Source organism: Actinoplanes sp. TFC3 (assembly GCF_001553785.1).
Lineage (GTDB): Bacteria > Actinomycetota > Actinomycetes > Mycobacteriales > Micromonosporaceae > Actinoplanes.
Window position 1 is genome coordinate 3,219,510 of sequence record NZ_LOJP01000001.1, and the last position, 24,065, is coordinate 3,243,574.

Here is a 24,065-nt window from a genome sequence, read left to right on the forward strand (position 1 = left end):
CCCCCCATCACCCCGTACCGCCCAGTGCGCCGCCGTCACCCACCACCTCCTCCCCGATCGACAACAGTCCGAGACACCGGACGCTGACCGGCCTCCCCCGTCAAGGCCGCCCGCGCACAAGCACGCCCCTGCTCCCGCAACGAACCCGCCACCGACCAAATCCCCGGGCGACAGCCTCCCGCGACCCGTCCACCCGGTGGGCGTCACCTCACGCTGCGTACGGCTCACCGCTGAACGGCTGGGTGCTGGGCGGTCGCTGCCGGCGGCCTTCGCGTCGCACCGATCGGCGTGGCCGCACCCGCCGTGGCCTGCACGTCAGCGCCCGGACTGCGAGAAAAGGGGATCCCGCCTACCGCTTCCCCCGCCGGCTGCGCACGTAGTCGTCGACCACGTAGCGCCCCAGCTCCGAGATCTCCGGGCTGAACACCCGCCCCCCGCTGCGCCGGGCCACCGCGTCCACGAACCTGCGCAACCCCGGGTTCTCGCCCAGCATGAACAGGTTCAGCGTCGCCCCGTACCGGGTCAGCTGGTCCACCTCGTGCACCGTGAGCTGCACCGTCTCCGGCAGCGTCGGCCAGTTGAAGGAGGCCTCGCCGTCGGGTTCGAGATGGGCTGTGGGTTCGCCGTCGGTGACCACCAGGACCACCGGCTCCGCGCCCGGGTGCCGGCGCAGGTGCCGGCCGGCCAGCTTGAGGGCGTGCTGCAGGTTGGTGCCCTGGACCATGTCCGGGTCGATGGCGGCCAGTTCACCCTGCGACAGCGGCATCGCGTAGCGGCCGAAGCCGATGATCTGCAGCGAGTCCTGGGGGAACTGGGTGGCCACGAGGTGGGACAGGGCCAGGGCCGTTTGCTTCATCGGGCCCCAGCGGCCGTCGGCGAACATCGAGTACGACAGGTCCACGCACAGCGCCACCACGGCTGAGGCACGCCGTTCGGTTTCGGCCACTTCGAAGTCGTCGGGTTGCAGGCGGACCGGCAGGGTGCCGGGGCCGGCTCGGCGGACGGCGTTGCCGATGGTGCGGACCACATCGAGGGGCTGCTCGTCGCCGAACTGCCAGCGCCGGGACGAGCCGATGAGATCGCCCGCGGCGCCGGCGTCGCGCAGGTCGTGGTTGCCGCGCTGCTTGCTGGTCAGATCCTTGAAGACCTGGGACAACGCGGTACGTCCCAAGCGCCGCAAAGCCTTGGGTGACAACGTCAGTCCCTCGTCGTCCCGGGTGACCCACCCCTGCCGGCGCAGCTCGCGTTCCAGCTCGCGCAGGCGTCGCACGTCGTCGGCGGCACCCCGGCCGAGCTGGCGTTCCACCGCCTCCACGTCGATGTCGTCGAGCGTGGCCCCGGGGTGTTCCTGCCCGAACTGATCCATCAGGTCGTCGAGTTCGCCGATCTCGCCCAGCGCCGCCGTCGCGTCGCCGTACCCGAGGTCCTGGCCGCCCTTCATGCGCTGGCCCTGGCCCCAGCCGAGGTTGGGGCGCAGCGCCTTGAGGTTGTCGGTCAGCTCGGCCAACTGGCCCCGCAGCGGGCCGTCACCCAGCGCCTGGTCCATCAGCCGGGACAGCTCCTCGCGCTGCTGCGGGCTGAGCGAGCGCATGAGTTGCTCGGCTGCGGCGGCGCGGCGGGCCAGGGAGTCGATCAGCTCCTCGACGGTGGCGGGCTTCTCCGGGAAGAAGTCGCCGTGTTTGTCCATGAACTGCTGGAAAGCGTCGTCGGTGTCCTCGCCGCGGGCGTGCTTGCCGAGCAGGTCGTTGAGGTCGCCGACCATCTCCGACACCCGCGCGTCGGCGGCCGGGTCGCTGCCCTGCAGGGCGTCGCGCATGCCCGCGAAGCGCTGCTCGACCACCTCGCGGCGCAGGCCGTCGAGGATCTGCTCATAGAGCCCGCGCGCCTCGTCGCTGGCCCACTGGTAGTCGCTGAGCTCCTCAACCGCGCGCGAAGTTGAGCGCGGCAGGTTGTCCAGCACCGCCTCGTTGAAGCGGGCGTCAAGGTCCTCGCGCCCGCGCAGCTCGTCGCGTTCGGCGGCGACGGCCTGGTCGAGCAGTTGCTGCGCGCGGGTGACCGCGCCGTCGAGGTTGCCGCGGCGCAGCGCGTCGCGGCGCATCCGGCGGGCGCGGGCCCGCAGCTCGTCCAGGCCGCGGCCCTCGCGGGGGCCGCGGCGGATCAGGTCGCGCAGCGCGTCGCGCAGGCTTTCGCCTTCCAGGACGCGCTCACCGACCTCGTCCACCGCGGCGCGCACGTCGTAGGGCGGGGCCAGCGGATCGGGCCCGTCGCGCCAGGCACCGTACCGGAATCGGTTGCCGGCCATGTCAGCTCCCGTAGAGCGTGCGTCCGTCGTCGGTCAGCTCCTTGGCCAGCCGGCGGGTGAGGTGCAGGCCCTCGAGGACGAACTCGATGGCCGAGGCCGCCTGCCCGGGGCTGGGGGCGTCGCCCAGCCCGAGGCGGTCGAGCACCTTGGCCAGCCCGGGCACGGTGCCGATCTGGGCGAGCAGCTCCTCGGCCGGGACCAGGTCGCCGGTCTCGATGATGGCGCCCTCGGCGACCAACTCGGTGAAACCGGACAGGTCGAGCCCGGCGAGGCGGGCGCGGAAGGTCTCCGCGGTGGCCAGGCGCAGCAGGTGGGCCAGCACCTCAACCTCGCGGCCTTCCTCGCCGCTGTCGAACTCGACCTTGCCGCGCAGGGTGGAGGTGACCGACGCGGTGTCGCAGATGCGGGCCACGGCTTCGCGTTCGTTGCGCAGACCCGAGCGGCGCAGCGCGGACGCGGCGACGGTTTCGGTGGCGGCGATGGCGAAGCGGGCGGAGATGCCGGAGCGCTGGTCGACGGCCGGGGACTCGCGCACCGCGCGGGTGTAGCGGGCGATGACCTCGATCAGGTGCTCGGGCACCGAGGCGGACAGCGCCGCTTCCTGGCGGATCAGCTCGGACTCCAGCTCCACCTCCAGGGGGTAGTGGGTGCGGATCTCGGCGCCGAAGCGGTCCTTGAGCGGGGTGATGATGCGCCCGCGGTTGGTGTAGTCCTCCGGGTTGGCCGAGGCCACGAGGAGCAGGTCCAGCGGCAGCCGTAGCTGGTAGCCGCGCACCTGGATGTCGCGTTCCTCCAGCACGTTGAGCAGCGACACCTGGATACGCTCGGCCAGGTCGGGCAGCTCGTTGACGGCGAAGATCCCCCGATTGGTACGCGGCACCAACCCGAAGTGGATGGTCTCCGGGTCGCCCAGCGCCCGGCCCTCGGCCACCTTGATCGGGTCGACATCGCCGATCAGGTCACCGACGCTGGTGTCGGGGGTGGCGAGCTTCTCGCCGTAGCGCTCGGAGCGGTGCAGCCAGGACACCGGCAGCAGGTCGCCGGTCTCCTCGGCCAGCCGGCGCATCGCCGGGGTGAGCGGCTGGTAGGGGTGTTCACGCAGCTCGGAGCCGGTGATGCAGGGCGTCCACTCGTCGAGCAGGTCGATCAGGCCACGGATGAGCCGGGTCTTGCCTTGCCCGCGCTCGCCGAGCAGCACCAGGTCGTGCCCGGCGAGCAGCGCCCGCTCGACCTCGGGCAGCACGGTCTCGTCGTAGCCGACGATGCCGGGGAAACGCGGGGCGCCGCTGCGCAGCCGGTCGAGCAGGTTGTCGCGCAGCTCCTCTTTCACGGTGCGGAACTCGTGGCCGGCGGCCCGGAGCTCGCCGAGGGTGCGCGGAAGATCGGTAGGAGGTGTGGGGACCAGCGTGGAAGCCTCTGTCACCCCGAGAACGCTACCCCCGTCAAGCGGCGCATGACCAAGCCCGGACGATGGAGTCATGAGCGCCACGATGATTGTCCGGGACCTTGCCGCGGGGCACGGCGACCGCATGTTGTTCAGCGCCCTCGATCTGGTGGTCGCGCCCGGGGACGTGATCGGCCTGGTGGGGGTGAACGGGGCGGGAAAGACGACGCTGCTGCGTACCCTCGCGGGGTTGATCCCGCCCGAGAGCGGCAGCGTCACGCTGAGCCCGCCCACCGCGAACGTCGGATATCTGCCCCAGGAACGCGAGCGGCGCCCCGGCGAGACCGTGCGCGACTTCCTCGCGCGGCGCACCGGCGTGGGTCCCGCGCAGCAGAAGATGGACGCGGCCGCGGAGGATCTGGTTTCCGGGGCGAGCGGCGCCGACGAGGCCTATGCGGCGGCCCTGGAACGCTGGCTGGATCTCGGTGGCGCCGATCTGGACGAACGCGCCGGGCAGACCGTGGCCGAGCTGGGTCTCGCAGTCGGTCTGCAGCACCCGATGACGGCGTTGTCGGGGGGCCAGGCGGCGCGGGCGCAGATGGCGTCGCTGCTGCTCAGTCGCTATGACATCTTCCTGCTCGACGAGCCGACCAACGACCTGGACCTCGACGGGCTGGGCCGGTTGGAGGAGTTCGTCGGCGGGTTGCGCGCGGGCACGCTGCTGGTCAGCCACGACCGTGAGTTCCTGACCCGCACGGTGAGCGGGGTGCTGGAGCTGGATCTGGCCCAGCAGCAGGTCACTCTGTACGGCGGTGGCTACGAGGCGTACCTGGAGGAACGCGCGACCGGGCGGCGGCACGCGCGTGAGGAGTTCGAGGAGTTCGCGGGCAAGAAGGCAGCGCTGGAGGACCGGGCCCGCATGCAGCGCGGGTGGATGGAGACCGGGGTGCGCAACGCCCGGCGCAAGTCCAAGGACAACGACAAGATCGGCCGGGCGATGCGCGCGGAGTCGACGGAGAAGCAGGCCGCCAAGGCGCGCCAGACGCAGCGCATGATCGAACGCCTCGACGTGGTCGAGGAGCCCCGCAAGGAGTGGGAGCTGCGCATGGAGATCGCCGTTGCGCCGCGGGCGGGGGCGGTGGTGGCGACGCTGCGCGATGCCACGGTACGGCGGGGAGCATTCGTTCTCGGACCGGTCAGCCTGCAGGTGGACTGGGCCGACCGGATCGCCATCACGGGCGCGAACGGCTCCGGCAAATCCACGCTGCTCGCCGCCATGCTGGGCCGGCTGCCGCTGGATGAGGGCAGCGCGCACCTGGGTCCCGGCGTGGTGGTCGGCGAGGTCGACCAGGCCCGGGGGCTGTTCCTGGGCGACGAGCCGCTGATGGGCGCGTTCGGCGCGGCCGTGCCGGAGTTCGCCGACTCCGATGTGCGCACGCTGCTGGCCAAGTACGGCCTCAAGGCCGCCCACGTGATGCGTCCGGCCGCCACCCTGTCCCCCGGCGAGCGCACCCGGGCGGCGCTGGCGCTGCTGCAGGCCCGCGGGGTGAACCTGCTGGTCCTGGACGAACCGACGAACCATCTGGACCTGGCCGCCATCGAGCAGCTCGAGTCGGCCCTGGCCGGCTATCCGGGCACGCTGCTGCTGGTCACCCACGACCGCCGCATGCTCGACGCCGTGCACACCACCCGCCACCTGGAAGTGGTCGAGGGGAAGGTCACTGGCTGAGCGACACCGGATCGCTCAGGGGGCCTTCGTTGCCCGAGCGGTCCAGCCCGCTCAGGCAGTAGGTGGCGGCTCCGGCGGGCGGCGCCGGGTCCACGACGTCCTGGGCCCCGCGCCGCCCGGTCGCCACCAGGTTCGCCACCTGGCCGTCGACCCGGTAGAGGGCCCAGGACACCGGCTCGGCGCCCGTGCCCGCCGACCATTCGATGCTCACGGTGTTGCCCGCGCGCCGGGCGGCGCTCACCTGCGGGGCGGTGGGTGGTGCCACGGGCAGCCTGGTCATCGCCGGCAGCAGGGCCGGGGTGGCGTAGTGGTCGCGGGTGTAGCGGCTGACCGCCCCCAGCTTGTCCGCTCGTACGGCCCGGGAATTGTAGTGAATGCTGCCCTGCACGCCGTATTTGTCGTTGAGCGTCATCTGCCTGCTGAGCTGGTCGGGCTGGCTCCACGCGCCGCTCTCCCCGACGCGGTAGTCGGCCTGCCCCACGTAGAGCTGCACCTCGGTGCCCTTGACCACGCCGGCCCACCACGGCAGCGCCTTGGCGTAGTCGGCCTTGTCGAAGCCGATCGTCCAGTACAGCTGGGGCACCACGTAGTCCAGCCAGCCCTCGCGCACCCACTTGCGGGTGTCGGCGTACTGGGCGTCGTAGCTCTGCAGTCCCCCCGTATCCGAGCCGGCCGGGTCGCTGCTGCGGTTGCGCCAGATCCCGAACGGGCTGATACCGAACTTCACCCACGGCTTGAGCTGCTTGATCCGCTCGCTCATCTCGCGTACCAGGGTGTTGACGTTGTCGCGCCGCCACGCCGCCAGGCTCTGCTTCTTGTCCGCGCGTTTGGCGAAGCTTTTCTCGTCGTGGAAAACACCGTCACCGTCGCCGGGGTACGGATAGAAGAAGTCGTCGAAGTGCACCCCGTCCACGTCGTACTTCTGCACCGCCTCCAGCATCGCGTCCTCGACGAACCTGCGGGCGGCCGGGTTTCCCGGGTCGAAGTACAGCCGCGCGGTCTTGCCCTCGGGGTAGGTGATCGCCCAGTCGCGGTGCTGCAGCAGCGGATGGTTGGGCGCGAGTCTGGTGAAGTCGGCGCCGGGTCCGGAAGGGCCGGGCTGGGTCCCCCGGTACGGGTTGAACCAGGCGTGGAATTCCAGGTTGCGCTGGTGGGCCTCGTCGACCATGAACGCCATCGGATCCCAGCCCGGTGACTTGCCGTCGCGCTTGCCGGTCAGCCACTCCGACCAGGGCGCATACGCCGAGGGCCAGAACGCGTCCCCGGACGGGCGCACGTGCACGAAGATCGCGTTGTGCCGGCGCGCCACGGCCAGGTCGAGCCACCGCAGATACTCGGCCTTGACCTGCGCCTGGCTCAGCCCCGGTCTGCTCGGGAAGTCGATGTTCATGACCGTGGTCAGCCACATGCCGCGCAGCTCGTGAGCGGCCTTGACCGGTGCGGTCCCGCAGCGCCCGGCGGTGCCGCCGGCGGGCACGATCTGCTGCGGCTGCCCGGTGGCCAGCGGCACCGAGGCGGGTTCCTCATACGTAGCCGCGCGCAGCAGTCCGAGTCCCAGCACCGCGACGCCCAGCACCACCGCGGCAATCACGAGCGTCAGTCGCACGGGGGGTCGGCGCATCGACCCAGTGTGCCCGATGCCCCCGGCCAGCCGCGCATCCGGGACTTGTAGCGCAGCTCACGCCGTAGCCTGGCCGAGTGGATGTTGTGGTGGTGGGAGCCGGGATCACCGGGCTGGCGTGCGCGCGGGAGCTCAGCGCGGCGGGCGTGGACGTGCGCGTTGTCGAGCGCGGGCGGGTGGTCGGCGGGCGGCTGGCCAGCAAACGACTGGACGGCCGGTACGCCGACATCGGAGCCGCCTACTTCGTGGCCGACGATCCGGAGTTCCACAGCCTTGCCGAGCGGTGGCAGGCACGCGGGCTGGCCCGGCCGTGGACCGGCACGTTCGCGGTCTTTCCCGGCGAGCCGGCGAGCGGGCCGATGCGCTGGGCGGCCTCCGGCGGTCTGCGCAGCCTCGCGGTGGACCTGGCCGAGGGCCTCGACGTGCGCCTCGGAACCGAGCTGAACGAGCTGCCGCAGGCCGGCCACGTGGTGCTGGCGATGCCCGGGCCGCAGGCGCTGCGGCTCAACCCACCCGGGCTGGTGGCCGAGGCGGCGCGGGGGCAAGCCTGGGAACCGGTGATCGCGGTCGTTTTGACGTACCGGAAGAAGGTCTGGAATTTGACCGGAGCCTTTGTCAACGACAGCCCGGTGCTCACGACGGTCTGTGATGACGGCTCGCGGCGTGGCGACGATGCGCCGGTGCTGGTTGCCCACACCACGCCCGGCCTGGCCCGCGAGCACCTGGACAATCCCGCGCAGGCCGCGACGATCGTGGCGCAGGCGGTCGGTGAGCTGCTCGGCATCACTGAGAAACCCCAGGTCCACGCGCACCGCTGGACCTACGCGCAGCCCCAGCCGCAGGATGGGCCGTTCGTGCGCGACGGCACCGTGTGGCTGGCCGGTGATGCGTTCGGCAAACCGCGCGTCCAGACAGCATGGCTGTCCGGGCGCGCGGTCGCCCAGGCGATCCTGAGTCAGAGCACTGATCGGTAGACCGCCATGGTGTCCTGGGCGATGGTGGCCCAGGAGAACTTCTCGACCGCGCGGCGGCGTCCGGCCAGGCCCATCTGCTGCGCGCGCGCCGGGTCGAGGATGAGCGTGCGGATCGCGGCGGACAGGTCGGCGACGAAGCGGTCCGGATCCACCGGCGTGCCCGTGCCGTCGGCGAGCTGCTCGATCGGCACCAGCAGGCCGGTCTCGCCGTCGGCGACCACCTCGGGGATGCCGCCGGTCGCGGTGGCCACCACGGCGGTCTCGCACGCCATTGCCTCCAGGTTCACGATGCCCATCGGCTCGTAGACCGAGGGGCACACGAACACCGTGGCATGCGTGAGGACCTGCACGACCTCCTGCTTGGGCAGCATCTCCTGCACCCAGATCACGCCCTTGTCGTCGCGGGCGTTGCGCAGCTGGATGGCCAGCCCCTCGACCTCCGCGGCGATCTCCGGGGTGTCCGGGGCGCCCGCCAGCAGCACGATCTGGGTCTCCGGGGGCAGATCGTGGCAGGCCCGCATCAGGTACGGCAGGCCCTTCTGCCGGGTGATCCGGCCGACGAAGACCACGCTGGGGCGGTTCAGGTCGATGCCGAGGCGCTCGATGACGTCAGTGCCGCGGTCCGGGGCGTACTGCTCGGTGTTGATGCCGTTGTACACCACGCGGATCTTGTCCGGGTCGACGCTCGGGTACGCGGTCAGCACGTCACGCTTCATGCCCCCCGACACCGCGATGATCGCGTCGGCGCCCTCGATGGCGGTGCGCTCACAGAACGACGACAGCGCGTAGCCACCGCCGAGCTGCTCGGCCTTCCACGGGCGCAGCGGCTCCAGGCTGTGCGTGGTGACCACGTGCGGCACGCCCCACAGCAACTTGGCGGTGTGCCCGGCCAGGTTGGCGTACCAGGTGTGGCTGTGCACGATGTTCGTGCCCTCGCACCCGGCGGCGATCTCCAGGTCGACGCCCATGGTGCGCAGCGCGGCGTTGGCACCGGCCAGCTCGGCCGGCTCCGGGTAGGCGGTCACGCCCGGCTCGTCGCGCGGGGCGCCGAAGCAGTGCACCCGCACATCAGCCAGCGCCCGCAGGTCCCGGCTGAGGTATTCCAGGTGCACGCCGGCGCCGCCGTACACCTCCGGCGGGTATTCCCGCGTGATCAGGTCGACCCGGAGATCCGAGGCGGCGGTGAGGGCAGATTTCGAGTGCGAGTCGGTCACGTCACGCACAATAGTGCGTCCGGGTGGCGCGGGGGCTGAAGGAAATATAGGTTCACGGTCATGGCTGTGAAGGTGCTCGCAATCGTTCTGGCAGGTGGCGAAGGCAAGCGCCTGATGCCGCTGACCGCAGACCGGGCCAAGCCCGGGGTCCCGTTCGGCGGCGTCTACCGCATGATCGACTTCGTGTTGTCGAATCTCGCCAACGGCGGGTATCTCAAGATCGTGGTGCTGACGCAGTACAAGTCGCACTCGCTCGACCGGCACATCACGAAGACGTGGCGGATGTCGACGCTGCTCGGCAACTATGTGACGCCCGTACCGGCGCAGCAGCGGCTGGGCCCGCGCTGGTTCGCCGGCTCCGCGGACGCCATCTACCAGAGCCTCAACCTCATCAACGACGAGAAGCCCGACTACGTCATCGTGTTCGGTGCCGACCACATCTACCGCATGGACCCCAAGCAGATGGTCGCCGACCACATCGCCTCGGGTGCCTCGGTCACGGTCGCCGGGATCCGCCAGCCCAAGTCGCTGTCGGACCAGTTCGGCGTCATCGACGTGGCCGAGGACGGCAAGCGCATCCGCGCGTTCCGCGAGAAGCCGGTCGACGTGGACGGCCTGCCCGACTCCCCCGACGAGATCTACGCGTCGATGGGCAACTACGTGTTCACCACCCGCGCGCTGTGCGAGGCGGTGTCGACCGACGCCAAGAACCCCGACAGCAAGCACGACATGGGCGGCAACATCATCCCCATGCTCGTGGAAAAGGGCGAGGCCAACGTCTACGACTTCCGCGACAACGACGTGCCCGGCAGCACCGACCGCGACCGCGGCTACTGGCGCGACGTGGGGACGCTGGACTCGTTCTACGAGGCGCACATGGACCTGATCGCCACGGTCCCGGTGTTCAACCTTTACAACATGGACTGGCCCATCTTCACCAACCACGGCTCCTGGCCCCCGGCCAAGTTCGTGCACGGCTACGACGACCGCCAGGGCCGCGCCGTCGAGTCGATGATCTCCCCCGGCGTGGTGGTCTCCGGCTCACTGGTCGAACGCTCGGTGATCTCGCCCAACGTGCGCGTCAATTCCTGGTCGCAGGTCTCGGGCTCGGTGCTGATGGAAGGCGTGCAGGTGGGTCGGCGCGCCATCATCCGCAATGCGATCATCGACAAGAACGTCGAGATCCCCGAGGGCGCCCAGATCGGCGTCGACCTCGAGCGCGACCGCAAGCTCTACACGGTCAGCGAGAGCGGCATCGTGGTCATCGGCAAGGGCCAGAGAATCGAGATGCCATGACCTCGGGTGACTTGACGGCCACGGAGCTCGAACACCTCGAGCGTGCCGTGGCCCTGGCCCAGCAGGCGCGAGACCGCGGTAACCACCCGTTCGGTGCAGTGCTGGTGACCCCGGACGGGATAATCCTGGAAGGCCTGAACACCGTGGTCACCGGCGCCGACCCCACCGGTCACGCCGAGCTCAACCTGGTCCGCCAGACCGGCAAACTGGACGCTACGGTGCTGGCGGCGAGCGTGATGTACGCCAGCACCGAGCCGTGCGCGATGTGCGCCGGGTCGGTGTACTGGTCGGGGGTCGGCCGGCTGGTGTACGCGCTGGCCGCAGAAGAGTTGACTGCCATCGTGGCGGACGCGGCAGGGGTGCCGCCGCTGCGGTTGCCGGCCCGTGAGGTGCTGGGGCGCGGGGATCGCATGGTGGTGGTTGACGGGCCGGTGGATCTGGCCAGCGCCAAGGCCGTGCATGAGGGTTTCTGGTCGTAGCGGCGACGGCAGGTGAAGGGCTCCTCTACCTGCCGGGCAGCTAGCTCGGTTTGCGGGCGCTCACCACGTGGGTGGACAGCCAGGGACCGCTCCACCACAACCGCCAGCCCAGACCACGCCGGCTGACGTCGGCCATCCCCAGGCGCTGCAACCGTTGCTGGTACTGACGGGTGCCACCCAGGTCGGCGATCAGCAGCCGCCCGCCGGGCCGCAGCACCCGTACCGCCTCATCGATCGCACGGTCCCGGTCGTCATGCGCCTTCAGGTTGTGCAGTGCCACGTTCGAGATGACCACGTCGAATGATGCGTCCGCCAGCGGCAGCTCGACAAAGTTGCCGGTATGAAGCTCCACGCGGTCCGCTACCCCCGCGGCGGCCGCATTGCGCATGGTCGCATCCGGGCTGTTACCCGACTGATCAGCACGCCACAGGTCGACACCCACCGCCCGCCCGGCAGGCACCCGCCGCGCCGCGGAGATCAACAGTGCCCCGCGACCGCAGCCGAGATCCACGATGTCCTCACTGCCGCGCAGGTTCAGCCCATCGAGCAACCGCCCCCAGACCACGAACTTCCCGGACCGCGAGGCATAGAAGGCCAGCCCGCAACAGGCCAGAATCAGCACGACACCGACCAACGGCCAGAACGTCCGCTGGATGACACCCTGAGCGACACCGGCACCGATCAGCACCACGGGCACGATCAGCAGCCGCGGAGCGTCAATCCCATAGTCGCCGGGTGGCCGGGGTGCCAGCTTCTCAGGAGCGGGATCTTGACTCATGAAGCGATACGTTAATCGCTACCTCCGGGATTATCTGCCCCGGGCGTCATCCATCCAAGTCGCCGCCCAGACCAGGTGGCAGCCCAAGGCCAGCAGCTTGGGACCGTCGGCCGTCAACGTCCAGGGACAGCAGCGGACGGCCGGGCTCAGCAATCATCCCGGCCGGCTACCGCCGACGCATTCTCCGGTCGCGCCACCAGTACGCCGTCTCTACCAGCGACAACATCCCCCGAACGATGACGCCGAACACCGCTCCGTAAAGCAGGGCGCCGGACCAGGGTGTTCCGCTTACGAAGTGGTCATACAGAGACATCAGGTACGCCGGGACCACAGCTTGAATCGTCCATCTCAATCCCACACGCTTTGGTGGCACCGCCAATCCCCTCCCGCTCGCCGGCAGCCCAAGACCCGGATACAGGACACCCGCAGCGATAGTCGTGTGTTCAAGAGCCGCCCGCACGGCGTCGTCAGGTGTTTCAGTCGGCGAGCCGATCAGATACTACGTTCGGTGGTGCTGCACGATGCAGAACTCTCATTGTTCTCCGGATCGGCCATGACGAGGACGGCACCTTCGGGGTAGTCGTGCCTTTCGCCGGTCCATCGGCCACCCAGGGCGCCGATCCGACGCACTGCTTCGCCGGCGTCGGCGACGGTGATATCCAGATGCAGTCGCGTCTTACCGGCTTTGGGTTCCGGGACTGGCTGGAACGTCAACACCGGCGTGCCATCATCGACGGTCACCCGCCGCCAGCAGGGAAGGGACTCCGTCACTGGTCCGCCGAGCGCCGCCGACCAGAAATCGGCAAGCCGCTGCGGATGTTGACAGTCGATCGTCACGCCGGCGAACCGTCCGAGTGCCTCCATGGCGCCCAACGTAGCGCCTTTCTCCACGGTAGGAGAGGAAGCAGATACGCTCAAGGCCCCGCCTCGGTTTCCCCATCGTGTTGATCCTCAACCTATGTCGGCAACGCGAACGGTTGCTCGACCACGACGAACCCAGCCCCTCCAGACATCGCGAGCTGCTATTTTGGCGAACTGATGACGCGACGATTCGGTGACCGAGCCCGATTCTGCATAGAGATCGGCGAGCCCACGTCGCCCAGCCAGCGCACCGTCGACCTCTGGGCCGGTGGCAAATGGCTCACCACGGACGACAACACGGTCTTTCTGCCCACCTTCATCAACTTCCTGCGGTCCGCAGCAGCGCAGGTCCGCCACCATGACGTCAGCCCCTGCCCTTACCCGGAACATTCGCCGGAGGAGAACTTCCGGCTGCTCAATACGGACAACAAGACAGACTTCCGGGAGCGGTTTTGGCTGATGCACTGGGGCGAGACCGTTGACAACGTGACGACCTACGCCTACATGGACGGTGACGATCTCGTGATCGTCTTCGGCTATTGGCGCGCATCACCCCCCTTGTCCGAGGACTTGGGCAAGATCTTCGTCGCCAAGATCCCGCGGGACGAGTTCGCGGCCGTCCTTGAGGAAGCAGCTGATCTCTTGAATGCCGAGCTCCCGACCTAAGTTCGAGAACGCTTCGCAGGACGATCCCGCTTACACGGGCACCGACAAATCCTCCGACTTGCCTCATCTTCGATGACGAACCAACGGCCAGCCTCTGCCATCGAAGATGAGATAGCCCAGTTCAACGCCCTCCTCCTGCCTCACCTTCACCGGCAAAGGGCAGCGAGGACCGGCGCCACTCGTGAATCTTGATCTCCCTCGCCGGTACCGACGGCAGTTGCCGCACCCGTTCACCCTCCGCGCAAACGATCATGGAGTATCTCGGGCAGCAAGGAGCCGAGAAGCGTGCTGTTACCAGAGCGTCGAACCGGGTGAGCCGTACGCGGTGTTCGTAGGATCAACCCCGTGAGACTGATACGGACCGTTGTCGTGTTCGACGCCGCTGACTTGGCCGCCGAGAGTGCTTTCTGGGCCGGGATGCTGGGCGGCCATGTCTTCGAGGACGAGACGTTCCACAGCGTCATTGACGCGGTCGGCGAGTGGCGAATCGGCGTCCAGCTCGCGCCGGAGCACGTTCCTCCTGACTGGCCGGACGGCGCGCCTCAGCAGGTACACCTGGACCTGCACGTCGATGACCCCAAGCCGGCGTAGGCACTGCCACGCCGCGCACTGTGCGGCATGAGCGTGCGTTCGGCGCTGCTCACACCTGGGCGTCGAAGGGATCTGCTTCGACCGCTACGCGGTCTGCTGCTCGCTCGCACGTTCCACGATTCCACCGCTGTGAACTGGTCGCACCTCCACACCGCCGCCTTCGCGGAGCACGGGGTTGGTGCCCGCGATGGCCAGCGCCGCGTCCAGGTCCGGTGCCTCGATGACGTAGAAGCCGGCAACGATCTCCGGAGAGTCGTGGAACGTCCCGTCGGTGGTCGCGCCCGCCCGCAGCGACGTCGCCATGTCACGCGGTGTCAGCGCGAAGGCCATGACCATCGACTCAGCGGCCGCCAGGTCGTCAGCGTGCTGGTCGCACGACTCGGTGTCGGCTGGGGTGGCCTCCGGTGCGTGGGCAGAGTCGTTGTTGTAGATCAGGACGGCGTACTGAGCCATGGTGGATCTCCTCTCGAGAGCGCACTCGCTGTTGCCAGTCCTACCGCCAACGACGGGCAGAGAACAGATGCACCCTGCCACAGACAGAGCATCCACGGCGCCCCGCAAACTCGCTGAGACCAACGACCGCTCATCGGCCTTGACCCGGGTCGGCGTGGTCATCGGCAATCTCGGCCCACGCGTCCGACAGTGACGCAAGCGCAGTGAGTAACGGTGACACGTGCTCCGGTGAACCCCACGCACACCAGCCCAGCCGGGGAAGCGGCAGCGCCGAGCGGACGCAATCGGACCCGCACGCTCCTCAGATGAGCCGGAGAGCCGCGCCCAGATTGTGCTCGGCGATGCTACGCATGAAGACCCGGTCCGGAAAATAGCCCTCAAGCAGGCGCAGCGGCCCGGCAACCAGCGACAGCCGCTGCACCAGCATGTACAACGCCAGCCGGTCTTCGTCCAGCCCGGACACGGCTGACCAGCGATAGTCGTCCTGCAGCCGGATCCGCAGGAACACGTGCTCCCATTCGACGTCGGAGTAGGCCAGATCCTCGATGTCGATCAGCACCGGCCGGCCCTCGGCGTCGACCAGGACATGGTCGAGCCCCAGTTCGCCGTGCACCACGCAGAATTCTTGACGCGGGCGAATCCGGGCGTGCAGGTCGTTCAGTCGCTCGTTCAACCGTTCTTGAGCCCCGGCGATGCGATCATCTCGGGCGGCAGCTTCGGCGAGGCAACTTTGGCCGTACGCGAAAGCGCCCTTCTCACACGACTCCCAGCGTGACCGTCCGCCGGCATCCACATGCGCGACGGTCCCGAAGGCCGGCGCCCGGAAGCCGCGCATTGCCGTCAGCGCCTCGGCCAGTTCCCGCATGGTCGGCGCCATCTCGCGCGGATCGGCGTCGAAGCGGTTCTGCAACGAGCCGCCCGGGAAGTCCTCGACAACCGCGACCGGACCCTCGACGTGGTAGAGCCGCGGCACCCGTAATCCCAGCGACGCGAGCCGCGCGTGCGCCGCAAGGAACATGTCGAGGCCGGCCTGGGCGGTGAACGGGTCGGCGCGGTCGAAGGTCTCGCCCGGCCAGTAGTTCTCCTCGCCGGTCCACAGGTAGGCGATCGCGGTGGCGTTGTCGTCCATGGTCAGCCGGTACACGCCTTTGCGCGAACCGCCAGCCATGCGCTGAACCGCCGCAAGGTCACGCCCGCCGCCCAGCGCAGCCCGGGCGGCGCCCGCCAGATCGCCGAATGAGCGGCTCAACCGCGATCACGCAACGTCTCCGAGGGTGTCATGCCGTAGCGGTCCCGGTACGACCCCGCGAACCGCCCCAGATGCGTGAACCCCCACCGATGCGCCACCTCACTCACGCTGATCTCACTGGGGTCCGCGCGCAGCAGCTCGGCATGCACCCCTTCCAGCCGCAACCGGCGCAGGTACGTCAGCGGCGGAACCCCCACATGCCGGCGGAACGAATCCTGCAGCACCCGCACCCCCACCCCAGCCACCGCAGCCAGCTCCGGGGCGGTGAACGCGCGGCCCGGTTCGGCGTGCATGGCATCCAGGGTGCGTTTGACCGGGCGGGGGCGCCGGGCCGTGGGGATACCGGGGATGTCCTCGCCGTGGGGCTGTTCCACCGCGCTGGCCAGCGTCGTTATCGCCAGGTCGCACCAGCGGCTCATCAGGCTGGGCAACGATGTCAGGCCGTCGGGTTCGCGGACCTCGCTGTGCAGCAGGCGGGTCAGGCTCATCCAGCTACGGCCGGGGCCGCCGGCCAAGCCGAAGGTGGCGCCCAGGGCCGGGGGTCCCGGGTCGGCGTCGCCGGGGAAGGCCAGTTCGCGTTCGAAGACCAGGCGGTCCACTTTGACGCTGACCACCCGGCAGTCGGCCGACAGGCGCAGCTCGATGTCCTCGCCGGGCTGGAACAGCGCGGCGCGGCCCGGGTCGGCGGTGGTGGAGATGCCGCGGTGCTGCACCTGCACCGCTCCGGTCAGGGGGGCCAGCACGTGGTAGGCGGTGCGCAGGTCACTGAGCGCGACGATCAGCTCGATGCCGTAGCTCATCTCACCGACGGTGAGCGGGCCGAGGTCCACCACGTCACCGAAGAAGGTGAGCATGGTGATGTCCCCGGCCGGCTTCACCTCCAGCGGACCGTAGAACATCCGCCGGGAGAACGCGCGCGCCTCCTCGAAGTCCACTGTGCGCAGGACGGAACGGGCGGCCCTTTCCATCTCGTTACCGTAGCGCCGCGCGGGGGGCACGAGCAGTTAAGAATTGACCCCCTCGGGCCAGGTGTACTCGGCGACCGCACCGCCACGAACGTCGACCTCGGCCAGCGGGGTGACCGGATCACGCCAGATCACGTACCGCCCGGCGGTGAGGCTGTCGATGACAACGCTGAAGCGCACACCGTCGCGTACATAGCGTGCCCGCACCGCCGCGTGCGTACGGGTGGCGAGGTCCTGCACCGGGCTGACCTCGATCTCGTGGCCGTGCAGGCTGCCGGGGGTGTGGATGACCAGGGCCCCGATGCCCGCGCCGATGTTGAGCACGACGGTGCCCTGACCCGAGGGCGCGAGGGTGTGGTGGTGGTGCACGCCGACGCTCACTTGGCCGCCTCCGGGTTGTTGAAGCCGTCGAACGGCACGCCGAGGAAGGGGAACTTCTTGAGCAGCTTGGAGCTGACGTCCTTGGCAGTCAGGCCCTGCTCGACCTGCGCCGCCGCGGCGTCGGGCTTGAACTTCTCGTCAACCAGCGGCACGGTCACCCCGGCGATGGCGCGCAGCGAGATGCTGACCACGTCGTCGGCCAGCCGGCGGCCGTTGGGGAAGCCGGCCAGGTCACCGCCGAGCAGGCCGAAGGCGTTCTCCTCCTTGGCCGGGGGCACCGCGGTGTTCAGGCGCAGCATGTCGGCCTGGGTCTCGCCGGTGTTGTTCTGGAAGTCCTCGATCAGCCCGTCCGGGATGCCGGTGAGCAGGATCGCCACCAGGTCGGCGCGCGGGTGCTTGCTCTTGTTCAGCTCGGCCAGGTTGTCGAACAGCCCCGGGTAGAGCACCGGCAGCAGCCCGGCAAGCTCGGGCTGCTCGACGAACTCGGCGAAGCGCTTGTCCTCGCTGGGCGGCAGGCTGTTCCACAGGTCCTTCTGCGCCATCGGCACGATGACCTCGTTGAACAGGGGGTTGCCGAGCCGTGAGACCTGGACCTGCGGGCCCACGTACACATCGTTGTCGTCCTTGGCGCCGTGGCGCACCTGCACCTGGCGGCGGCTCGCCGAGGTCCACACCCCGATGACCGCGCCCGGGTCCCGTCCGCGCACCTTCTTCTTGCCGTCCTTGCGCACCGCGTGCAGCGGCACCTGGATGGCGATGGTGTGCACGTTCATCTGGTCGGTGGCGTTGACCGCCTTGCCCGCGTAGTTGAACAGCTTCTGCCCGACCAGGTGCTTGTCCTGGAACGGGCGCAGCGTGGCCAGGTCGAAGATGGCGCCCAGGTCGACGAAGAACGGGTCGGCGCGCTGCCCGGCGAACACCTTCTCCCCGGTCTTGAGTTTGTGCACCGCATCGTCGGCGAGCTTGCCGTAGTCCGGGATCGACAGCGGGCCCACGTTGCACGGCGGGCAGGGCAGTTTCTCGGCCAGCACCGTGTGCTTGCCGCTCTCGTCGACCCGGGTGACCGAGTAGAACTGCCGCCGGTTCCAGTTCGCACTGTCGAGCGACTCGATCGGCCCGGTGTTGTACAGGAACGTGCGGTCGTTGCGCAGTTCGGTACGGAACCGGAACTGGTACGTCAGGTCGGGCCGGCCGTCACCGTTCTTGTCGACGTGGATCTCGTAGAGCACGTCGTCGCCGAACTCGAAGAAGTTCGGCCCGCTCGCGGGCAGCTGCAGCGGCACGTAGTTGGCGATCAGCGTGACCGTGTCGTGGTCGTCCGGGCTGATGAACGCGTACAGGTCGGAGCTGTCGGCCACCGGGTCCTTGCTGATCTCCGGCGCTTCGCGGTGCGAGGACATTGCTCAGCCTTTCTTCGCAGCGTTGAGCAGCTTCTTGACCAGGTCGGCGTCGGTGATGGTGCTTTTCGAGCCCCCGATGAACAGGTCGAACGTGCCCTTCTTGGCGTCGCGCAGCGACAGCACCAGCGCTTCGCCGTCCGCTGCGCCGCCGCCACGCTCCCCGGCCAGGCTCCGCCCCGCCACCCCGGCGGTCGTGGCGCCCACGCCCACGGTCGCGGCGATGGCGAGAACCTTGCGGCGCGAGAAGCGTTCTGCGCCCCGCCTGCGGTACTGGACACGAGTCATGCTCTGCCTCTTCTGGGTTGGCAATTGGTGCCCGGACGCCCATCAGTACGAGGCGATCAAGGACAGGGTTCAAAGCAATTTCCCAGCAAAGGTTTTCCAAAGGTTGATCCACGGTGCGAAGATGCGCCTCGTGCCTGCGCGAGACCTGACCTACAACTTCGATGTGCCCGCCGCACCTGCGGCGATCTACGAGCACCTGAGCCACGCCGAGAACTACGTCGGCCTGTCGCCGCTCGTGGTGGCCGTCACCGATGTCCACACCGAAGCCGGCGAGGTCCGCTACGTCGCGGTCGAGCGCTTCAAGCTGGGCCCGTTGAAGTGGGACAACCACATCCGGGTGACGATGAGCTTCCCCGAGCCGGGCCGCACGTTGCACAACGACGTCCGCTCGCCGGGCTGGGTGCATCTGGTGTCCACGGTGACCCTGACCCCCACGCCGACCGGCACGCAGGTCACCGAGGCGGTGCACGTCACGTACCCGTGGCTGCTGGGCACCTTCGTTGTGGGGCAGGCCACCGCCGTGCAGAAGGAACGCGCCAAGGAACTGATCCGGCGGTTCAGCGCACTGAGCGCAGAAAAGTAGTCAGCGCCGCGCGGTAGGGCTCGATCGTGGTGAGATCGGCATATTCGCGTGGCCCGTGCTGCCCGGAGCCGCCGGGGCCGAAGATGACAGCATCCGTACCGGCGGCGTAGTAGAACCGAGCGTCGGCCGCGCCGTGCTTGCGCAGGAAGTCCCCGCTGAACCCGGCTTGCCGGGCGGCCGCGCGCAACAACGCGACGAACTCGCTGTCCGGCGCGGCGTGGTGGGGCGGTCCGAGGCTGTCGACGCTCACCCGTACCCCGCAAAGATCTTCCAGAAAAGCGCAGACCTCCGATTCGGTACGTCCGCAGATCGCCCGATCCGACGGCGGGAACCGGATGTCCAGCCAAGCCGTGGCATCGGCCGGGACCTGATTGACCGCCCGGTTGCTCGTCTCGACGCGCGCCACGTTCACAGTGGTTGCCCACGCCTCGGCTTCGGGCACGGGATATCGGGCCAGGATCCGTTCGATCGCCCGGTTGAGCGTGACCAGCGCATTGCTGCCCAGCCACGGGTACGCCGCGTGCGCGCCCGAGCCGGTGGCGTGCAGCCGTACCTGCAGGATGCCCTTGGAATCGGTGACGATGCGCAACGCGCTCTGCTCGCCGATCACCACGAAGTCCGCGCTCACCCCCGCCGCGATTTGATGCGCGGTCCCGTCGAACCCGCCGACCTCCTCGTCGGTGACCACCTGCAGACCGATCGGGTACGCCACCTCGCGCGCCACATCCCGGAACACCTGCGCCATCACCAGCGCAGCCAGCTTCATGTCCTGCGCCCCGCGACCCCACAGCCGATCACCGTCGCGCCGCGCCTCGAACTGCTCGTCCGCGCCGGGCACCACGTCGAGATGGGCGTTGAGCAGCACCCGGAAATGCGGCCGGGGACCCGCGGTCCGCACCAGCGCGCCCGGCTTGCCCCGCGACGCGAACCGCTCGACCGTAAAACCATCGCCGACCTGCGCCAGCACGAGGTCCAGCGCCCGCTGCAGCTCCTCCGGCCGGTCCGCGGTCGACGGGATCGCGATCAGCGCTGCCGCGGCCTGAAGGAAGTCGTCCATCGCCCCATTGTCCGGTTGCGGTCCACCCGGGCGCGCAACAGCTACAACCTGATCATCGCCTCCATCGGGGTTGTTCCCGGCCCAGCGCGGGCACGGCTACCTCGGCGACATCCTGGCCGGGGGGCTACCTGGTGGCCGCCACCCCGGCGAAGGGGATGCTCGCCTGCTGGGTGCCGGCGGTGCCGTCGGGGTGCTTCCACAGGCCGCGGCGGCCCAGCTCCGGCAGCACGCCCTCGCCGAACCAGTACGCCTCCTCCAGGTGCGGGTAGCCGGACAGGATGAACTCGGTGATGCCCAGCTCGGCGTACTCGGCGATGCGGTCGGCGATCTCGGTGTGGCTGCCCACCAGCGCGGTGCCGGCACCGCCGCGGACCAGGCCCACCCCGGCCCACAGGTTCGGCGCCACCACAAGACTGTCGCGGTTGCCGCCGTGCAGGCCGAGCATGCGCCGCTGGCCCTCTGACTCGCTGCGGCGCAGGCCCTGCTGCACCGCCTCGATGGCGGACCCGGGCACGTTGGCGATCAGCCGGTCGGCCTCGGCCCAGGCCGCCCCGGCGGTGTCGCGGGCGATGACGTGCAGGCGGATGCCGAAGCGCAGGCGCGGGTTGAGCGAGCGGATCCAGTCGAGCTTCTCCTTGACCTGCGCGGGCGGTTCCCCCCAGGTCAGGTACACGTCGCTGTGCTCGGCGGCCACCGGCCCGGCCGCCTGGGAGGAGCCGCCGAAGTAGATCTCGGGCACCGGGTCGGGCAGGCGGCTCAGCTTGGCTGCCTGCACGTGCAGGTGCTTGCCGGTGAAGTCCACGGTTTCGCCGCGCCACAGGGCACGGATGATGCCCAGGAATTCCGCTGTACGTTCGTAGCGCGCCTCCTTGTCGAGGAAGTCGCCGTAGGAGCGTTGTTCGTGCGACTCCCCGCCGGTGACGACGTTGAGCAGCAGCCGGTTGCCCGACAGGCGCTGGAAGGTCGAGGCCATCTGCGCCGCGAGCGTGGGCGAGATCAGGCCGGGCCGGAACGCGACGAGGAACTTGAGCCGCTGGGTGACCTCGGTGAGCATCGCCGTGGTCAGCCAGGCGTCCTCGCACCACGCCCCGGTGGGGGTCAGCGCGCCGACGAAGCCGAGTTGCTCGGCACTGCGGGCGATCTGCCCGAGGTAGCCGATGGTCAGCGGGCGTACGCCACCGGCCGCGCCGACGGGAACGCCGTGGCCGCCGCCGACGATGTCCCGGCTGTCGCCGTTGGTGGGCAGGAACCAGTGAAAGTCCAGGGAGGGCATGCCGCCAGACTATCTACTTCTCCTATCGACTGGGTAGAGTGCAGCCAGGAATCGACGATAGTTGATCTCAGCGGGCGCTGCGGGTACCGTGGCGAGCCTGCTGACTGCCCGCGGCGACGACCCGGCGGCCGATCCGGCCCCGCGAACCCGGCACGCCGGGCTTCGGACCGCTGCCCCGCTCGCTGCTGGATCTGCTCGGCGCGCCCCCGGCCCGCGCCTACTCCGGGATGGCCAGACAGGTGGCGCAGAACGGCGACGGGTGAGCCGTGGTCGCGCTGGGCGCCGAGGAGGTGCCCAGCGTGACGGCGAGCACCGCCGCACCGGCCGTCAGCAGGACAACAATTCTTCTTCGCATGATGCTCAGTCCCTCTGATAGAAGTCGGGGCGCACCGTGCCGGTGGCCCCCAGCAGCAACCCGAGCTGGAACCGGTTGTCGACCCCGGCCCGGTCCATCAACGCCCGCATCGTGTACGAGACCGCCCGCGGGCTGATCCCGAGCCCGGCGGCCGCGGAGATGTCGGTGTGCCCGGCCGCCAGCAGGCTCAGCAGCCGGCGTTCGCGCTCGGACACCTCGACCGGCGCCACGCCCCGCCGGAACGGGTCGTGCCCGGCGGCCCACAACCTGCTGAACAACGCGCAGCACCGCGCCACCGCGACCGGGTCGGCGACCTCGACGTAGCCGTGTTCGAAGTTCAGCGGGTCGGCCGGGAAGAACGCCACCCGGCGGTCGAAGACCATGAGCTTGAGCGGCACGTCGTCGGCCTGGCGGTAGGCGCCCTCGGGGATGTCGGCGACGCTGCGTGCGGGCACACCCCGGTCACCGTCGAGCGGCGGGCGTTCCAGCACCAGCGTGCGCACGCCCCGGTCGATCAGCGCGCGGTCGAGGGGGCGGGCGGCCGACAGCGACTCGGCGGTGAAGACTTCCTCGGTGTTGATGGCCAGGTGTTCGTACTGTTCGATCTCGACGAGCTGCGCCGCCCGCCGCCGGGCCGAGGCCCGCGACCAGCGCCGCACGCTCGCCGCGGCCAGCGAGCCCAACCCGTCGACGGCCGCCACATGCCGGCGCCACTGCTCCCCCGCCCGTTCGGCCACCGGCGCCCGGCGCGGCCGGCGCAGACGGGTGAGCACGACGTCAACGGGCGCGGGCTGCAGGGCTCCGGGTTCCGCGCTCACGGCCCCGAGCGCCACCAGCTCGTCCACCGCCGCCTGCACCCGCGGCCGGCTCATGCCCAGCTCCCGGGCCAGGTCCGCGGCGTCGCGGGGCTCCGGCTGCAGAAGCGCCCGGTAGGTCAGGTCCGCATCCGGACTCACGCCCCACCGCGTCAGCACAGGGACTACCGCCCCCATCACACCTCCCCCGCATGATGTCCAGCTGACTGTCCGCCCAGGACAGATAAGCACCCAGCCAGCCTACTGAGAAGGGTCAATATGAATGATCTTGCGGTATCCCGCAAGCGGTGATCGCGGCCGATGCCCGGACAACCGCTTGCCCGGGACCCCCTGCCGCCCTGTTCGCGGGCCTGCTTGCGGGCCTTGAGTTACTCACGTGCCACCGCGAAAATCTCGTCCGGGCGCCAGCGCCCCCCACCCGGAGTCCCGCTGGTACTGCCCCGGCCAGTCCGTTTCCGCAATTGCCGCAGCGATGGTGATCCTAGGGGCGGCGCCCGATCCACGTGGTACGCGAGGCCCGCACCTCCAGGTCGTCGCGGTGCAGGATTTCGTCACCGGTGAGGGCGTGCAGAGCGGCGATCTCCTCGCTGCTCAGCTGCTCGCGCAGGCCCCCGGCCAGGCGCTGCAGCGACACCTGGGCGTAGCGGCCGGTGGCGGCGGGCAGCGGCGCGGTGAGATGGATGTCGAACTGCCGGGTCGCCTCGACGGTGAACCCGGCCTTGGCCAGCCGCGACCCCCAGTCGTCCCCGAGATGCGGCAGGTCACGCGCATGCCGCTCGGCCACCGCAGCGTGCAGCCGCTCCTCCAACGCGGCCGGCGACAACGCAGCCGGGGCCGAGAGCCCGGCTCCGGGACGAGCGGGCAGGAAGCGCGGGAACCCGCTCAGCTCCACGATCGCGAACAACCCACCCGGGCGCAGGCTGCCCAGCACCCCGGCGATGACCGCGTCCGGGTCGGCCAGGTGGTGCATCGACGCCGACGCCCAGGCCAGGTCGAACGCCTCGGGTTCGGCGGGCCAGCCCGCGTCCAGGTCGGCGGCCACCACCCGGATGCGCTCCCCCAGCCCGGCGCCGGCCGCCCGATCGCTGAGCCGGGCCAGCAGCTCGGCGGAAAGGTCCAGCGCCACCACCTCGGCCTCGGAGAACCGGCGGGCCAGGCCCAGCGACCCGGTACCGGTGCCCGCCCCGATGTCGAGGATGTGGTGCACCGGCCCGGCGAGGGAGGCCAGCCAGCTCAGCAGCTCGGCGTGGTACTCGTGCAGCACGGCCACGTCAAGGTCCAGCATCTCGGCGAAGAAGTCCGGCACGGCTGCGCCATGGGTGTGGTCGTGGTCGTGGTGGTGAGAGGAAGTCAT

Annotated in this window: 24 protein-coding genes; 7 read left to right on the forward strand and 17 right to left on the reverse strand. The window is 69.7% G+C overall.

The features are described 5' to 3' along the window. Nucleotides 1–349: 349 nt before the first annotated feature. Together TFC3_RS14415 and TFC3_RS14420 are read right to left on the reverse strand one after the other, a co-directional pair. Nucleotides 350–2,302, reverse strand: coding sequence for a VWA domain-containing protein (locus tag TFC3_RS14415; RefSeq protein ID WP_067499973.1), 1,953 nt, complete (start codon nt 2,300–2,302; stop codon nt 350–352). 1 nt (nt 2,303) lies between these two features. After that, on the reverse strand, nt 2,304–3,725 hold the full coding sequence (locus TFC3_RS14420; protein ID WP_067499974.1) for a sigma 54-interacting transcriptional regulator: 1,422 nt from the start codon (nt 3,723–3,725) through the stop codon (nt 2,304–2,306). 55 nt (nt 3,726–3,780) lie between these two features. Here TFC3_RS14420 and TFC3_RS14425 point away from each other — a divergent pair, with 55 nt between their 5' ends. Continuing rightward, entirely contained in the window at nt 3,781–5,415 is a 1,635-nt protein-coding gene (locus tag TFC3_RS14425) for an ABC-F family ATP-binding cassette domain-containing protein (RefSeq protein WP_067499976.1), read from the forward strand. Here TFC3_RS14425 and TFC3_RS14430 read toward each other — a convergent pair. After that, complete coding sequence (locus tag TFC3_RS14430; RefSeq protein ID WP_067499977.1) at nt 5,405–7,036, reverse strand: glycoside hydrolase family 10 protein; 1,632 nt, start codon at nt 7,034–7,036, stop codon at nt 5,405–5,407. The genes TFC3_RS14425 and TFC3_RS14430 overlap by 11 nt on opposite strands. Before the next feature lie 77 nt (nt 7,037–7,113). On the opposite strand from TFC3_RS14430, the gene TFC3_RS14435 reads away from it, so the two are divergent. Further along, nucleotides 7,114–8,010, forward strand: a complete 897-nt coding sequence (locus TFC3_RS14435) for an NAD(P)/FAD-dependent oxidoreductase (protein WP_067499978.1) — start codon at nt 7,114–7,116, stop codon at nt 8,008–8,010. Here the strand turns inward: TFC3_RS14435 and glgA are convergent. After that, entirely contained in the window at nt 7,992–9,224 is a 1,233-nt protein-coding gene (gene glgA, locus TFC3_RS14440; RefSeq protein ID WP_067506674.1) for a glycogen synthase, read from the reverse strand. The two genes, TFC3_RS14435 and glgA, sit on opposite strands and share 19 nt — an antisense overlap. Before the next feature lie 60 nt (nt 9,225–9,284). Between glgA and glgC the strand changes: the two genes are divergently transcribed. Together glgC and TFC3_RS14450 are read left to right on the forward strand one after the other, a co-directional pair. Further along, nucleotides 9,285–10,520, forward strand: a complete 1,236-nt coding sequence (glgC, locus tag TFC3_RS14445; RefSeq protein WP_067499979.1) for a glucose-1-phosphate adenylyltransferase — start codon at nt 9,285–9,287, stop codon at nt 10,518–10,520. After that, nucleotides 10,517–10,999: a nucleoside deaminase gene (locus tag TFC3_RS14450; RefSeq protein WP_067499980.1), complete on the forward strand. Its 483-nt coding sequence runs from the start codon at nt 10,517–10,519 to the stop codon at nt 10,997–10,999. The genes glgC and TFC3_RS14450 overlap by 4 nt, the downstream gene beginning before the upstream one ends. A 40-nt stretch (nt 11,000–11,039) precedes the next feature. Here TFC3_RS14450 and TFC3_RS14455 read toward each other — a convergent pair whose 3' ends face one another. Together TFC3_RS14455 and TFC3_RS14460 are read right to left on the reverse strand one after the other, a co-directional pair. Next, complete coding sequence (locus tag TFC3_RS14455; RefSeq protein WP_067499982.1) at nt 11,040–11,777, reverse strand: class I SAM-dependent methyltransferase; 738 nt, start codon at nt 11,775–11,777, stop codon at nt 11,040–11,042. A gap of 492 nt (nt 11,778–12,269) precedes the next feature. Beyond that, nucleotides 12,270–12,641: a VOC family protein gene (locus tag TFC3_RS14460; RefSeq protein WP_067499984.1), complete on the reverse strand. Its 372-nt coding sequence runs from the start codon at nt 12,639–12,641 to the stop codon at nt 12,270–12,272. A gap of 174 nt (nt 12,642–12,815) precedes the next feature. Between TFC3_RS14460 and TFC3_RS14465 the strand changes: the two genes are divergently transcribed. Together TFC3_RS14465 and TFC3_RS14470 are read left to right on the forward strand one after the other, a co-directional pair. After that, on the forward strand, nt 12,816–13,304 hold the full coding sequence (locus tag TFC3_RS14465) for a hypothetical protein (RefSeq protein ID WP_067499986.1): 489 nt from the start codon (nt 12,816–12,818) through the stop codon (nt 13,302–13,304). A gap of 345 nt (nt 13,305–13,649) precedes the next feature. Next, the gene (locus tag TFC3_RS14470) at nt 13,650–13,895 is read left to right on the forward strand and encodes a VOC family protein (protein ID WP_161952590.1); all 246 of its coding nucleotides are present in this window, start codon (nt 13,650–13,652) and stop codon (nt 13,893–13,895) included. An 84-nt stretch (nt 13,896–13,979) separates the two neighbouring features. Here TFC3_RS14470 and TFC3_RS14475 read toward each other — a convergent pair whose 3' ends face one another. The 6 genes from TFC3_RS14475 to TFC3_RS14500 all read right to left on the reverse strand — a co-directional run bounded on the left by TFC3_RS14475 (nt 13,980) and on the right by TFC3_RS14500 (nt 18,628). Continuing rightward, nucleotides 13,980–14,348 (reverse strand): YciI family protein, encoded by a 369-nt coding sequence (locus tag TFC3_RS14475; RefSeq protein ID WP_067499987.1) that lies wholly within the window; start codon nt 14,346–14,348, stop codon nt 13,980–13,982. Between the two features lie 301 nt (nt 14,349–14,649). After that, on the reverse strand, nt 14,650–15,597 hold the full coding sequence (locus TFC3_RS14480; RefSeq protein WP_067499988.1) for a phosphotransferase family protein: 948 nt from the start codon (nt 15,595–15,597) through the stop codon (nt 14,650–14,652). Then, the gene (locus TFC3_RS14485) at nt 15,594–16,565 is read right to left on the reverse strand and encodes an AraC family transcriptional regulator (RefSeq protein ID WP_067506677.1); all 972 of its coding nucleotides are present in this window, start codon (nt 16,563–16,565) and stop codon (nt 15,594–15,596) included. The genes TFC3_RS14480 and TFC3_RS14485 overlap by 4 nt, the downstream gene beginning before the upstream one ends. A 36-nt stretch (nt 16,566–16,601) precedes the next feature. Beyond that, nucleotides 16,602–16,943 carry a phospholipase gene (locus tag TFC3_RS14490; RefSeq protein WP_082772050.1) on the reverse strand — a complete coding sequence of 114 codons (342 nt, stop codon included), beginning with the start codon at nt 16,941–16,943 and terminating at the stop codon, nt 16,602–16,604. Then, complete coding sequence (locus TFC3_RS14495) at nt 16,940–18,343, reverse strand: DUF4331 domain-containing protein (protein WP_067499990.1); 1,404 nt, start codon at nt 18,341–18,343, stop codon at nt 16,940–16,942. Before TFC3_RS14495 ends, TFC3_RS14490 begins: the two co-directional genes overlap by 4 nt. Nucleotides 18,344–18,346: 3 nt before the next feature. After that, nucleotides 18,347–18,628, reverse strand: a complete 282-nt coding sequence (locus TFC3_RS14500) for a hypothetical protein (RefSeq protein WP_067499992.1) — start codon at nt 18,626–18,628, stop codon at nt 18,347–18,349. Between the two features lie 121 nt (nt 18,629–18,749). On the opposite strand from TFC3_RS14500, the gene TFC3_RS14505 reads away from it, so the two are divergent. Beyond that, nucleotides 18,750–19,211: an SRPBCC family protein gene (locus tag TFC3_RS14505; protein WP_153040230.1), complete on the forward strand. Its 462-nt coding sequence runs from the start codon at nt 18,750–18,752 to the stop codon at nt 19,209–19,211. On the opposite strand, the gene TFC3_RS14510 is transcribed toward TFC3_RS14505, so the two are convergent. From TFC3_RS14510 to TFC3_RS14525, 5 genes are all read right to left on the reverse strand, one after another. Continuing rightward, nucleotides 19,186–20,268, reverse strand: a complete 1,083-nt coding sequence (locus TFC3_RS14510) for a M20 family metallopeptidase (RefSeq protein ID WP_067499994.1) — start codon at nt 20,266–20,268, stop codon at nt 19,186–19,188. The genes TFC3_RS14505 and TFC3_RS14510 overlap by 26 nt on opposite strands. 124 nt (nt 20,269–20,392) lie before the next feature. Further along, complete coding sequence (locus tag TFC3_RS14515; RefSeq protein ID WP_067499996.1) at nt 20,393–21,541, reverse strand: LLM class flavin-dependent oxidoreductase; 1,149 nt, start codon at nt 21,539–21,541, stop codon at nt 20,393–20,395. A gap of 217 nt (nt 21,542–21,758) precedes the next feature. Then, on the reverse strand, nt 21,759–21,896 hold the full coding sequence (locus TFC3_RS37980; RefSeq protein WP_161952591.1) for a hypothetical protein: 138 nt from the start codon (nt 21,894–21,896) through the stop codon (nt 21,759–21,761). Between the two features lie 5 nt (nt 21,897–21,901). Further along, entirely contained in the window at nt 21,902–22,852 is a 951-nt protein-coding gene (locus TFC3_RS14520; RefSeq protein ID WP_161952592.1) for a helix-turn-helix transcriptional regulator, read from the reverse strand. Between the two features lie 340 nt (nt 22,853–23,192). After that, nucleotides 23,193–24,065: a class I SAM-dependent methyltransferase gene (locus TFC3_RS14525; protein ID WP_067500000.1), complete on the reverse strand. Its 873-nt coding sequence runs from the start codon at nt 24,063–24,065 to the stop codon at nt 23,193–23,195.